This window comes from Nocardia sp. NPDC050435 (genome assembly GCF_040655395.1).
GTDB lineage: Bacteria > Actinomycetota > Actinomycetes > Mycobacteriales > Mycobacteriaceae > Nocardia.
Genome location: NZ_JBFAJW010000008.1, coordinates 177,071 through 189,647, shown reverse-complemented (window position 1 = coordinate 189,647; position 12,577 = coordinate 177,071). Strand labels below are relative to the sequence as shown.

Here is a 12,577-nt window from a genome sequence, read left to right as displayed (position 1 = left end):
ACATCGACGCGCATTGGTAGTGCGGCTGATCCGACAGCTATTTATTCGCTAATGCGACAGATTCGCTGCGATAACCACTGGAAACACCACCATCAGGCGTGTGGCAGAAGATGCGGTACGCGCCCCGGCAATGCCAGAGCGAACAGCGCGCGGGGGCCGGCGATTGTGCCTTTTCGTCACACCGACCCCGGAAAGTACCGGGTGTTCGGTTGATTCGAGCCCGCCGGCTCGCGTCAGCCGAGCGGCCGGGCGAGCGCGTCGTCCGCGGCGGCGCCGGTGCCGCGGGTCCGTCGCCGGGCCAGCAGCGCCGCCACCACAGCGGCTGCGGTGAGAATAACGGACAGCAGTTCGGGTACGGGGCCGAATCGGGTAGCGAGCGTGGTGCTGTGCCGCAACGGCAGGTCGGCGACGAGGGCCGCGGGCACGAACAGCGGCGTTTGCTGACGCACCGCGCCGTCGGCGGTGATGATCGCACTCACGCCCGAGGTGGCCGCCACGACCAGCGCGCGTCCGTGCTCCACGGCGCGCACCCGGGACATGGCCAGCTGCTGATAGGTCATCTCGCTGTCGCCGAAGGTGGCGTTGTTGGTGGGCACCGTCAGCAGTTGCGCGCCGGCGTCCAGGGAATCGCGGAAGGCGCGATCGAAGGCGACCTCATAGCAGGTGGCCACGCCGATATCGATGCCGTTCGCCCGCACCGCGCCGTCTCCGTTACCCGGCACGAAATAGCCCGCGCGGTCGGCGTATTCGGAGAAGAGCCGGAAGAACGAGCGCATCGGCAGATATTCGCCGAAGGGCTGGATGATCTTCTTGTCGTGCCGGTCCCCCGGGCCTTCGGCGCCGGTCCAGACGATCACCGAGTTGGTGGTGGTGCGATCGGAATTGATCAGCACCGCCCCGACCAGAATCGGAGCCTTGATCAGCGTGGCGGCCCGGGTGATCAGTTCCCGCGCGTCGGCATTACGCAAGGGATCGATATCGGAGGAATTCTCCGGCCAGATCACGACATCCGGCTGTTTCGCGGCCCCCTCCGCGACTGCCCGGGCCAATTCCTCGGTGCGCCGGACGTGGTTGTCCAGCACCGCGCGCCGTTGCTCGTTGAAATTCAAACCGAGCCGCGGCACGCTGCCCTGGATCGCGGCGACCGTGATCATCCGGTCGCCCACATCCGGGCCGGGCAGCGCGGGCCGGAGGATCACTCCGGTGATAGGCATGATAGCCAGAGTTGCTGCCGCAGTGATAATTCCGGCCCGGGCACCCATCCCGACCTGCGGCTTCGTTACGGCGGCGGTCGGTTCCGGCGCACTTGCCGGCGAGCTGTGGCGGCTGCCGCGTAGTCGCTCGACCAGTGCCGCCGCCCCGGTGCCGGTGAGCGCCACCCCGAACCCGATCAGCGGCGCGCCGCCCACCATCGCCAGCGGCAGGAACCAGCCGTCGGCCTGCCCGAAAGCCAGCCGCCCCCAGGGAAACCCGCCGAAGGGAAAACTCGACCGCACCCACTCGGTGGTGACCCACGCCAGCGCGATCCACAGCGGCCAGCCGCGCAGCTTCCCCAGCAGCCGCGCCAGCACCCCGAAAAGCCCCACGTACACCGCACACACGGCCGACAACGCCAGCCACGGCACCGGCCCCACATAGATCCCGGTCCACGGCAGCAACGGCAGAAAGAACCCGAGCCCGGCGAGCACGCCGTACCCGAACCCACCCCGCAACTTCCCCTCCCCCCGCACCACCAACGTCAGCAGCGCGATCCCGAGCGGCGCGAGAAACCAGAACGGGCGCGGCGGAAAACTCCCGAACAGCAGCGCCCCGGCCACCACCGCCCCGACCGACCGGCTCAGCACCGGATACTCGCCGACCACACTCGTCACCCGCCGCAACACCGGCTCGCGCCCCTCACTCATAGTCCCGCCCACTCCCCATCGATAATCGCCACAAACGGTGTCCGCACGGGGTGTGGCCCCTGCCGCGGTTCGAGGATCGTCGTCGCGCAGGCGGATGCGCGCTCGAGCGCACGCTTTCCCGCGGGCGAACTCCGCCGCGCCGAACCGAGGCGCTGGGCCTCGCGGCGGCGTGACCGTGCCTCGGTGACGCGGGAATCACCGGCGGCGGCCCCGGCTGGATCAGGCTTCATAGATGGTGACCCCGCGATGCACGGTGCGCAGGCAGCGGGGCAGGGTGGCGGCCGGGTCCAGTGGGGGCAGGCCCGGGACGCGGGAGCGGGGGTCGGTGGACCAGCGCTGGACGGTGTCGGCGGCCGCGGCGACGACCAGGTCGTCGGCCTCCCAGATCGCGTAGGAGGCGGGTGCGCCGGGGACCAGGGTGCCCGCGAGACCGTCGCGGACGCCGCCCGCGCGCCAGGCCCCGCGAGTGGCGGCGGCGAAGGCGGCGCGCGGGGAGATCCCGTTGCCCGGCGTGCGATGGTGCGCGGCGGCGCGCACGGCGGACCACGGGTCGAGCGGCGTGACCGGCGCGTCGGAGCCGAGGGCGAGGGAAATGCCCGCGGCGGCCATGGCCGCGAACGGGTTCAGGCGGGCGGCGCGCTCGGCGCCGAGGCGGGCGGCGTACATGCCGTCCGGTCCGCCCCAGGCGGCGTCGAAACCCGGTTGCACGCTGGCAATGACGCCCCAGGCGGCGAGCTTCTCGATCTGATCGGCGTCCAGCAGTTCGGCGTGCTCGACGCGATGGCCGCGTGACGCGACCGCCGGACCGCCCAGCGCGTCCACGACGCGCCCGAACCCGGCGACCACCGCGTCCATCGCAGCATCGCCGATGACGTGGAAACCGGCCTGGATTCCGGCCTCGGTGCAGGCCCGGACGTGCGCGGCGACCGCGTCCGCGTCCAGATAGGAACGACCGCTCGTCGGCTCGTCGGCGTAGGGCTCGCGCAGCCACGCGGTATGCGACCCGAGCGAACCGTCCACGAACAGATCACCGGCCAGCCCATGCACGCCGAGCTCCTGCACCAGCGCCTTCGCCTCCTCGGCGGTCCGCACCGGCGCACCCCAGTAGGCCCGTACCTCGACGCCGTGCTCGAACTCCAGCAGCTCCCGCAGATCCGCGCGCCCGGCGATATCGGGCCCACCGCACTCGTGCACCGCCACGATCCCCTGCGCCGCCGCCGCGTCCAGCGCCGCCTTGCGCGCCGAATCACGTTGCGCACGAGTCAATTCCGCGAGCGCCGCGCCGCGCACCAGGTGGTGGGCGTCGGCGCGCACCGGCGCACCGGCGGTGTACCCCACCGCCGAGTTCACCTCGGGCACCGCCTCCAGCAGCGGCGAGGACGCGACGGCCGAATGCCCGTCCACCCGCGCCAGATACACCTTCCGCCCCAGCCCCGCGGCCCCGTCGATCTCGGCCACCGTCGGCGCCCGTCCCTCGGCCCACCCGGTCTCGTCCCACCCGTCCCCGAGGATCACCCCGTCCGGATGCGAGCCCGCGTGCACCCGCAGCAACTCGAGACAGTGCGCGAGCGACTCCGCGCCCGACAGATCGAGCCCCGTCAACCGCAACCCCAGCGCCGTCACATGGACGTGCGGATCGACGAACCCCGGCGCCACGAACGCCCCGTCCAATTCGATGATCTCCGCATCCGGATGCAACGCCCGCCCCGGCTTGTCGGCCCCCAGCCACACCACCATCCCGTCGGTGACCGCCATCGCGGTCGCATCGGGCGCACTGGAACTGTAGATCCGACCACCGATCAGCAACTGGGTACTCACAGTCGACCAGTCTGCCGTATCCCCCGCGCGTCGGAGCGGCCCCTATGCTCCGGGCCGCGCCCGACTACTGCCAGCTATCCCAGATACCGCGGCAAAGGACCGCTGTTGCAGAGCGCGGGCTACCGGAATGGGGTCACCGTACGTAGACCTACAGTTCGATGGTGAAACCGGCAATCCGCACCCTGTCGCCGCGGGTGCCATCCTGGACTTTGGTGTAACCGTCATCGACGGGGTCGCTGAACAGAGACCAGGTTCCGCTCTCGGGGTCGACTACCAGATATTCGGGCACACCGGCGCTCGCATAGATTTTGCGCTTGGTGTCGAAATCCGCCTCTCGGCTCGATTCCGCGACGACCTCCGCGACGAACAGAGCGTTCGCCGCGGCCAGCGCGGCGCCCTCGGGATAGACAGCGAAGTCGGGCGCCGGGGGGTGCTTCCAGCCGGGCAGGGCCATGCGAACGTCCGACTGGCGCTGCACCGACTGATCCTGGGTGCGCACTTGGAAATCCAGATCGCTGATGACCCGCCAGTGAGCCGGGCGCTGCGGCGACATCACGATCTCGTCCCCCTTGACATCGATCCGGTACCCGTCGGGTGCCTGGAGGCCATAGGCCTGATCCAGAAATTCGAAATGCACCACCATGGCGAGCCCACCTCTTTCATAGGCTGTGCGCGATCAACGACCCAGTATGCCAGCTTTTTTCGCGGGTTTTCAGACCACCGGCCCGATGACGCGGTGCGCGCCGCCCTTCCCATCCTCGTAGAACTGCTGCACCACCACACCATCGATGACCTCACCACGATCCACGACGTCCGCACCGTCGATGACGATCCCGCGATAGGGCATCTGGGCACGAAGCTTGTCGACGCGGCGGTCGGCGATGCGCCCGACCAGCGGGCGAACCAGGAAGCGGGTGGGCGGGAGCAGGAAGAGCAGGCCGACGAGCCCGGTGACCAGGCCGGGGACGAACATGAGGAAGCCGCCGGCGGCGACGAGGGTGGCGTCGGCGACCGCGGTGCCGGGGGTGATCTCCCCGCGGCGGGCACGGCGGAACTGCTCGAAGACGCGACGCCCCTGGGACCCGATCAGCAGCATGCCGACGGCCGAGACCGCGATGAGCAGCAGGATCGCGGGCAACAGCCCGAAGAAATGCGCCACGGCGTAGAAGGCGGCGAGCTCGGTGACGGCGTACAGGACGAAGATCAGGGCGGGCATGGGCGATCCTTTCGGTCTACTCGTTCCAACGTCGCGGCGGCCCGGATCGCTCCCGTTCCCGCCTGGGAACCCCCTGAGATTTCCGGCACCCTCAGCCGCCGGGCCGGACCAGCCCGGTTTCGTAGGCCAGCACCACAGCCTGCACCCGGTCGCGCAGCCCCAGTTTCGTCAGCACCCGCCCCACGTGGGTCTTCACGGTCGCCTCGGACAGGAACAGCTGCTCGGCGATCTCGGCGTTGGACCGCCCCGCGGCGATCTGCTCGAGCACCTCGCGCTCCCGCGCGGTGAGCACGTCGAGCACCGCCGGATCGCGCATCCCGCCGGGCTCCTCGGCGATCAAGCGGTCCAGCAGGCGCTTGGTCACTTTGGGCGAGACCACGGCGTCCCCGGCGGCGACGCTGCGGATCGCGGAGATCAGATCCTCGGGCGGGGTGTCCTTGAGCAGGAACCCGCTGGCCCCGGCGCGCAGCGCGCCCAGCGCGTGTTCGTCGAGGTCGAAGGTGGTCATCACCAGCACCCGGCTGTGCCCGCCCTCCACGATCTGCCCGGTGGCGGTGACGCCGTCCACGACCGGCATCCGCACGTCCATCAGCACCACGTCGGGCCGCAGTTCCCGGGCTCGCGATACCGCGGCGGCGCCGTTCTCGGCTTCCCCGATCACCTCGAGGTCGGGCTGGGCGCCGAGCACCATCTTCAGGCCCATGCGCATCAATTCCTGGTCGTCGACGACGAGAACGGTGATCGGCACGTCTTCAATCTATCGGCAGAGCAGAGCTATTCGGTGGGTGCGGGGGTGAGCGGGATGGTGGCGTGCACCCGCCACTTGCCCTCGGGCGTGCGCCCGGTCGTCAAGGTGCCGCCGAGCACGGCGATCCGCTCGCGCATGCCGAGCAGCCCGAGCCCGCCGCCCTGGATCGGGTGCGCGAGCACGGGGGTGCCGCCGGAATCGGTGACGGTCACCGCCACGTCGTCCTCCCGCCGCAGCACCCGCACCCACGCCTTCGGGCTGGCGCCCGCGTGCCGCAGCGTATTGGTCAGCGACTCCTGGACGATCCGGTGCACCCCGAGGCTGACCTCGGGCGCGAGACCGTCCACGTCCCCGGTCAGCTCCAAGTCGACGGCGAGCCCGGTGCCGCGCATCATCTCCACCATGGCCGCCAGCCCGGCGGTGCCGTGCTGCGGAAGTTGATCGGGCGCGTGCTCGGTGCGCAGCAGCGCCACCGTCCGGCGCAGTTCGCGCAGCGCTTCACGGCCAGTACCCGAGATGACGGTCAGGGCCTGCTCGGCGGTGTCGGGGTCGCGGCGCAGCGCGTACTTCGCCCCGTCGGCCTGCACGATCATGACGCTGACCGCGTGCGCGACGACATCGTGCAGTTCGCGCGCGATGCGGGTGCGTTCCCGCGAGACCGCGTCGTGGGTGCGGCGTTCCCGGTCGTAGTCGGCGACCGCGAGTCGCGCCGCGACCTCGGTGTCGTAGGCGTGCCGGGCCCCGTTGAATTCGGCCAGGGTCCAGCACAGCGCGTAGTACATGGCGGCGAACACCAGGGTGGTGACGGCGGGCTGATCCACCAGCGTGATCGAGAGCGTGGTGTCGACCACGAGCGCGGCCGCCAGCAGCATGCCCTCGCGCCGCCCGACGTAGGCGACCAGGGTGTAGAGCATGATGCCCAGCGCCAGCAGGGCCGGGTGCACGGCCAGATCGTCGAGCAGGTAGCTCAGCAGCGAGGTGCCGATCGACAGCGTCACCATGGTCGCGGCCATCGCGCGCGGATAGATCCGGCGCAACGCCACCGGCAACGGCAGCAGCCCGCTGAGCACGAGGTAGACGATCGGGTTCTTGCTGTCCCCGACTCCGGCGACGATGTCGAGCAGCAGCAGTGCGAACGCCAGCATGGAGTCGGCGACGACGGGCTTTCCGCGAAGCCACAGGCTGAACCGGCGCATGGAGATCAGCGTATGCGTGCTTGCACGCAATGCAGCCCCGCAGTAACTGCCCGCCCCGTCCGCCGGCGCGGACTGCCGACCCCCTGACCGATGAATCATGGGATGTCTGGTTGTCTTGCGAGGTGGATCTCGGAGACTGGGCGGCCCTGCTGGTCGCCGCGACCGCAGCGGGCTGGGTGGACGCGGTGGTCGGCGGCGGCGGATTGATCATTCTGCCGACGCTGTTGCTGGTGGCGCCGAACATCGCGCCGCAGACCGCGCTCGGCACCAACAAGATGGCCGCGGTCGCGGGTACCGCGGCCTCGGTGGCGACCTTCGCCCGCAAGGTGCCGATGCAGTGGCGGATGATGGTGCCGGCGGCGGTACTCGCCGCGGTGACGGCCGCCGCCGGCGCGGCGGCGGTGTCGCTGATCGACCGGGAGCTGTTCATCCCGATCGTGCTGGTCGTGCTGGTCGGGGTCGCGCTGTTCGTCACCTTCCGGCCCAGCATCGGCGTCACGCTGGCCACCCATCGCCCGACCCGGCGCAAGGTGATCCTGGTGGTCGCGCTCGCCGCGGGCCTGATCGGCCTCTACGACGGCCTGATCGGTCCCGGCACCGGCACCTTCCTGATCATCACCTTCGCCACGCTGCTCGGCACGGAGTTCGTCCGCGCCGCGGCGATGGCGAAGGTGATCAACTGCGGGTCCAACGTGGGCGCGCTGATCTACTTCGGGCTCACCGGCCACATCCTGGTGGCGCTGGGCGCGGCGATGGCGATCGCCAATATCGCGGGCGCGGTGCTCGGCTCACACATGGCGCTGCGCAACGGCGCGAAGTTCGTGCGCGTCGTCCTGCTGGTGGTGGTCGTGGCGATGGTGGCGCGCCTGGGCTGGCAGCAGTTCGCCTGAGCTATCCGACCGGATGCGGTTCCTTGGCCGCGCGGCTGGAGGCGAGCCAGGGCCGCAGGATCTGCTCGGTGGTCTCGTGGATGCGCTCGTGCAGGCGCTCCCCGTCCTCCGGCCCCGAATTCGGTTGCTGGAACAGCACTGTCAGCGCGCCGGACACCGCACCCACCACCGCGCCGACCAGGGCGGCCGCGCCGACCTCGTCGAGCTCGTCGGGAAAGGCCGCGTGCAGCTGGCGGCCGATCTCGCGCTGGGCGACCATCTGCGCGTGCGCGGCCCGGCCACTCACGGCGGGCACGGTGCGCGAAACCTGGGCCCGGACAGCGGCGATGCGGGCGTTGAGATCGTCGACCAGGTGATCGCCGGGGTTGTCGCCCGCCGCGCGCAGCGCGCGCAGCAGCACCTCGACCGGCCGTTCGCCGGGGCGCCGGGAGCCGATGGCGGCCACCGCGGCCCGGACCCGTTCGTCGGGTTCGGGGAAGAGCAGCTCTTCCTTGGAGGCGAAGTAGTTGAAGAAGGTGCGGGTGCCCACCTCGGCGGCGGCAGCCACATCGGCCACGGTCGTGTCCTCGTAACCTCTATCCTCGAACAACTCGACAGCGGCTTCGAGCAGAGCGCGGCGGGTTCGTTCCCGTTTACGGTCGCGGAGGGCGGATGGTGGCACGCGGGCACAGTACGACATATGTTGCGCTCTATGGTGTAACCACGGGTTTTCCGCGCGCCGCGTGATCTTGAAAGACCGGTCCCGCAGTCGCTCAGCGCAATTCATCCGGGCGTGTAGCGTGGTCGGCGTGAGCCCAGAAGTAGACGCCGAATTTCTTGCGCTACCGCTGTCGACGCTGGCCGATGCGGCGCTGTCCACCGCACGGGTTTCGGGCGCCCAGCACGCCGATCTGCGGGTGCATCGCCTGGTGACACAGTCGATCCGGCTGCGCGACGGCCGCGTCGAGGCGATCACCAACGCCACCGATCTCGGCTTGGCGGTGCGCGTGATCGTCGACGGCACCTGGGGTTTCGCCTCGGCCGCCGCGCTCACCCCCGACAGCGCCGCCGAGGTGGCCCAGCGCGCGGTGACGGTCGCGAAGACGCTGCGCGCGCTCAATCGCGAACGCGTGGAGCTGGCCGCCGAACCGCGCTACGACGACGCGCGGTGGGTCTCGGCCTACGCGATCGATCCGTTCGCCGTCCCCACCGCCGACAAAGTCGCGGTGCTGCAGGACTATTCGGGCCGGCTCGCCGCCGCCGACGGCGTCGACCACGTGTCCGCCTCGGTGCTGCAGGTCAAGGAGCAGACCTTCTACGCCGACACCGCCGGGTCCGCGATCACCCAGCAGCGGGTGCGCCTGCACCCGTCGCTGGAGGCGATCACCGTCGATTCCGCCTCGGGCGTCTTCGAATCCATGCGCACCCTGGCCGCCCCGGCGGGGCGCGGCTGGGAGTACGTCACCGGCGCGGACGGAATCTGGGATTGGGACGGCGAACTCGCGCGGATGCCGGCCTGGCTGGCGGAGAAGGTGAAGGCGCCCAGCGTCACCGCGGGCCCGGCCGATCTGGTCATCGATCCGACCAACCTGTGGCTGACCATCCACGAGTCCATCGGGCACGCCACCGAGTACGACCGCGCCATCGGCTACGAATCCGCCTACGCCGGCACCTCGTTCGCCACGCCCGACCAGCTCGGGACGCTGCGCTACGGCACCCCGATCATGCACGTCACCGGTGACCGCACCGAAACGCACGGCCTGGCCACCGTCGGCTACGACGACGAGGGCGTGGCCGGGCAGCGCTGGGATCTGGTTCGCGACGGCATCCTGGTCGGCTACCAGCTGGACCGCGTGTTCGCCCCGCGCCTGGGCCTGGACCGCTCCAACGGCTGCTCCTACGCCGATTCGGCGCACCACGTGCCGATCCAGCGGATGGCCAACGTCTCGCTGCAACCGGATCCCGAGCGCGACACCAGCACCGCCGAGCTGATCTCCCGGGTCGAGGACGGCATCTACGTCGTCGGCGACAAGTCCTGGTCGATCGATATGCAGCGCTACAACTTCCAGTTCACCGGGCAGCGCTTCTTCCGCATCCGCGACGGCGAGCTGGCCGGGCAGCTGCGCGATGTGGCCTATCAGGCCACCACCACCGATTTCTGGGGGTCGATGGAGGCGGTGGGCGGCCCATCCACCTGGCAGCTGGGCGGCGCGTTCAACTGCGGCAAGGCCCAGCCCGGTCAGGTCGCGGCGGTGAGCCACGGCTGCCCGTCGGTCCTGGTGCGCGGGGTCAACATTCTCAACACGCGAAACGAGGCGGGACAGTGAACGCCACCATGGTATCGGCCGCGCCGGAGGTCGTCGAACAGGCGCTGCGCCTGTCGCGGGCGGACGAGGCGATCGTCGTCGTCACCGACGCGCACGAGGCTTCGCTGCGCTGGGCCGGCAATTCCATGACCACCAACGGATCCTCGGTCTCGCGCGCCTGGGCGGTGGTGTCGATCTTCCGCGACGGGCCGAACAGCGCGCGGGTCGGCAGCATCAGCTCCACCAGCGTGCACGCCGCCGAGGTCGAAGCCGTGGTCCGGGCCAGCGAGGAGGCGGCGCGCACCGCCGAACCCGCGAAAGACGCCATGCCCCTGCTGGATCCGGATGCGCTGAGCCCCGTCGGCCTGGATTGGGATCTGCCCTGGGACGGCGGCCCCGCCACCACCGACATCAGCGTCTTCGAGGGCGTGGCCCGCGATCTGGCCGCGGGCTTCGACGGCGGCGACAAGCTCTACGGGTTCGCCCACCATCAGGCGCACTCCACCTGGCTGGGCACCTCGACCGGGGTCCGCCGGCGCTGGGTCCAGCCGACCGGGTCGATCGAGATCAACGGAAAGCGCGGCGCGGGCGCGGATCTGGCGAGCGCCTGGGTCGGCGCGGGCACCCGCGATTTCACCGATGTCGACGTCCCCGGGCTGCTGAGCGAGTTGTCGCGCCGTCTGGGCTGGTCCGCGCGCCGCGTGGACCTGCCCGCCGGCCGCTACGAAACGCTGCTGCCGCCCTCGGCGGTCGCCGATCTGATGATCTACATGAACTGGAGCATGGAGGGCCGCGGCGCGCACGAGGGGCACACCGCCTTCTCCCGGCCGGGCGGCACCCGGATCGGCGAGCGGCTCACCGATATTCCACTCACGCTGTCCTCGGATCCGCAGGCCGCCGGGCTGGAGTACATTCCGTTCGTCGCGACGTCCGCCTCCTCGGAGGCGGTGTCGGTGTTCGACAACGGGCTCACCGCGGATCGGGTGGACTGGCTGCGCGACGGGGTGATCGAACGGCTGGTGTATCCCCGCGCGACGGCCGCCGAATTCGGCGCCGCCGTCACCGTTCCCGGCGAGAACCTGCTCATGACCGGCGGCGCGGACACCTCGCTCGCGGACATGATCGCCCGGACCGAGCGCGGCCTGCTGCTGACCTGCCTGTGGTACATCCGCGAAGTGGATCCGGCCACGCTGCTGCTGACCGGCCTCACCCGCGACGGGGTCTATCTGGTGGAGAACGGCGAGGTCACCGCCGCGGTGAACAACTTCCGCTTCAACGAGAGCCCGCTGGATCTGCTGCGCCGGGTCAGCGAGGCCGGCCGCACCGAGATCACGCTGCCGCGCGAGTGGAAAGACTGGTTCACCCGAGCGGCCATGCCGCCGTTGCGAATTCCCGACTTCCACATGTCCTCGGTCAGCCAGGCGACCTGACCGGCGGCGCCTAGCGCGGGCGCGACACCTCGTAGGTGCCGTCGGGGTCGGTCACGGTGACGGCGACGGCCTTCTTCACGCCGTCGATGCGCAGGCTGCACTCGTAGCTGCTGCCCACCACCACGGGCAGCTCGGCCGGGCACTTGACGTCCTTGATCGCGCCGAGCCCGTAGGACTCGGTGAGCACCTGGGTTACGCCCTGCTGCACGGCGACCGGGTCGAGGTTGTCCGGCACCACGGGGGTCGGCGTGGCGGCGACGGTGGTGGTCGGCAGCGCGCCGATCGGCGCGAGCTGGACCGGCGCGGAGGCCGCGGCGGGCGTGGGTTTCGCGGCGGGCGTGTCGCTTTCGCGAATATTCACCACGATGAGCCCGGCGATCACGCCGGCCACGGCGATCACGACGGCGGCGATCACGCCGGCGATGACGACGGGGACCCAGCCGTTGGGGTCGGACCCGTACTCGGGGTCGTTGTCGGGTTGGGCGACGGGGTACGGGCGCGAGGCATTCGGCGGCCGTCTGGTCGGTGCGGTCATACAATCCCTCCCTCTACAAGGGGCAGAGTCGAATCAAGTGTTCCGGCTGTGAACCACCCCCGTGCCCGAGGAAGGATAGCCGAGCGCGTGCGGGTACGCCGCGAGTCGAGCCGATTCTTAACACCCGACATGCCGGGTGCGCAACGATCGGCGAGTACTCAAGCGCCGAGGGTGATCTCGAGGCCGATCGTGCCCGACTTCCCGCGGCGCAGGTTGCTGCCGAGAATGACGAGCGGTCCGGTGATGAAGTACTTCTTCTTCAAAAGCTTGCGCACGTGTTCGGTGCCTTCCGCGTCGAGCACCCGGCCGGTGCCCTCGACGATGTCGCCGTGCGGTTTGCCGCTGACATTGCAGGGCTGGACGGTGACCGCCGGATTGCGGCGCAGGCGCTTGACCTTCCAGCTGTCGGTGACCGTCCACACGTAGAGCCGCCCCTCGGAGGCGACGGCCCAGACCGGAGTGCCGACCGGGGTGCCGTCCTTGCGAAAGGTGGTCAGCAATACGTAGTCGGCCTTGCCGACGGCCCCGAGGCTAGTGGTCATGGGGCCAGCGTAC

Annotated in this window: 12 protein-coding genes; 3 read left to right on the top strand and 9 right to left on the bottom strand. The window is 70.3% G+C overall.

Annotation, left to right across the window (positions count from 1 at the left end; genetic code table 11):
* Positions 1-233: 233 nt before the first annotated feature.
* From lnt to AB0I43_RS24685, 6 genes are all read right to left on the bottom strand, one after another.
* Entirely contained in the window at positions 234-1,904 is a 1,671-nt protein-coding gene (gene lnt, locus AB0I43_RS24710; RefSeq protein WP_356974398.1) for an apolipoprotein N-acyltransferase, read from the bottom strand.
* Positions 1,905-2,123: 219 nt separating this feature from the next.
* Positions 2,124-3,722, bottom strand: coding sequence for an amidohydrolase (locus tag AB0I43_RS24705; RefSeq protein ID WP_356974399.1), 1,599 nt, complete (start codon positions 3,720-3,722; stop codon positions 2,124-2,126).
* A gap of 148 nt (positions 3,723-3,870) precedes the next feature.
* Positions 3,871-4,365, bottom strand: a complete 495-nt coding sequence (locus AB0I43_RS24700) for a Uma2 family endonuclease (RefSeq protein ID WP_356974400.1) — start codon at positions 4,363-4,365, stop codon at positions 3,871-3,873.
* A 69-nt stretch (positions 4,366-4,434) separates the two neighbouring features.
* Positions 4,435-4,938 carry an FxsA family protein gene (locus AB0I43_RS24695; RefSeq protein ID WP_356974401.1) on the bottom strand — a complete coding sequence of 168 codons (504 nt, stop codon included), beginning with the start codon at positions 4,936-4,938 and terminating at the stop codon, positions 4,435-4,437.
* Between the two features lie 91 nt (positions 4,939-5,029).
* On the bottom strand, positions 5,030-5,686 hold the full coding sequence (locus AB0I43_RS24690; RefSeq protein WP_356974402.1) for a response regulator transcription factor: 657 nt from the start codon (positions 5,684-5,686) through the stop codon (positions 5,030-5,032).
* Between the two features lie 26 nt (positions 5,687-5,712).
* Positions 5,713-6,882 (bottom strand): histidine kinase, encoded by a 1,170-nt coding sequence (locus AB0I43_RS24685; protein ID WP_356974403.1) that lies wholly within the window; start codon positions 6,880-6,882, stop codon positions 5,713-5,715.
* A 122-nt stretch (positions 6,883-7,004) separates the two neighbouring features.
* Here AB0I43_RS24685 and AB0I43_RS24680 point away from each other — a divergent pair, with 122 nt between their 5' ends.
* Positions 7,005-7,772: a TSUP family transporter gene (locus tag AB0I43_RS24680; protein ID WP_356974404.1), complete on the top strand. Its 768-nt coding sequence runs from the start codon at positions 7,005-7,007 to the stop codon at positions 7,770-7,772.
* Position 7,773: 1 nt separating this feature from the next.
* On the opposite strand, the gene AB0I43_RS24675 is transcribed toward AB0I43_RS24680, so the two are convergent.
* Positions 7,774-8,451, bottom strand: coding sequence for a helix-turn-helix domain-containing protein (locus tag AB0I43_RS24675; RefSeq protein WP_356974405.1), 678 nt, complete (start codon positions 8,449-8,451; stop codon positions 7,774-7,776).
* 100 nt (positions 8,452-8,551) lie between these two features.
* Between AB0I43_RS24675 and AB0I43_RS24670 the strand changes: the two genes are divergently transcribed.
* Positions 8,552-10,078, top strand: a complete 1,527-nt coding sequence (locus AB0I43_RS24670; protein ID WP_356974406.1) for a TldD/PmbA family protein — start codon at positions 8,552-8,554, stop codon at positions 10,076-10,078.
* A gap of 8 nt (positions 10,079-10,086) precedes the next feature.
* Positions 10,087-11,487 (top strand): TldD/PmbA family protein, encoded by a 1,401-nt coding sequence (locus AB0I43_RS24665; protein ID WP_356974570.1) that lies wholly within the window; start codon positions 10,087-10,089, stop codon positions 11,485-11,487.
* A gap of 10 nt (positions 11,488-11,497) precedes the next feature.
* Here AB0I43_RS24665 and AB0I43_RS24660 read toward each other — a convergent pair whose 3' ends face one another.
* Both AB0I43_RS24660 and AB0I43_RS24655 read right to left on the bottom strand, forming a co-directional pair.
* Positions 11,498-12,022 (bottom strand): DUF4333 domain-containing protein, encoded by a 525-nt coding sequence (locus AB0I43_RS24660; protein WP_357432670.1) that lies wholly within the window; start codon positions 12,020-12,022, stop codon positions 11,498-11,500.
* Positions 12,023-12,180: 158 nt separating this feature from the next.
* Positions 12,181-12,564, bottom strand: coding sequence for a PPOX class F420-dependent oxidoreductase (locus AB0I43_RS24655; RefSeq protein ID WP_356974408.1), 384 nt, complete (start codon positions 12,562-12,564; stop codon positions 12,181-12,183).
* Positions 12,565-12,577: the final 13 nt, after the last annotated feature.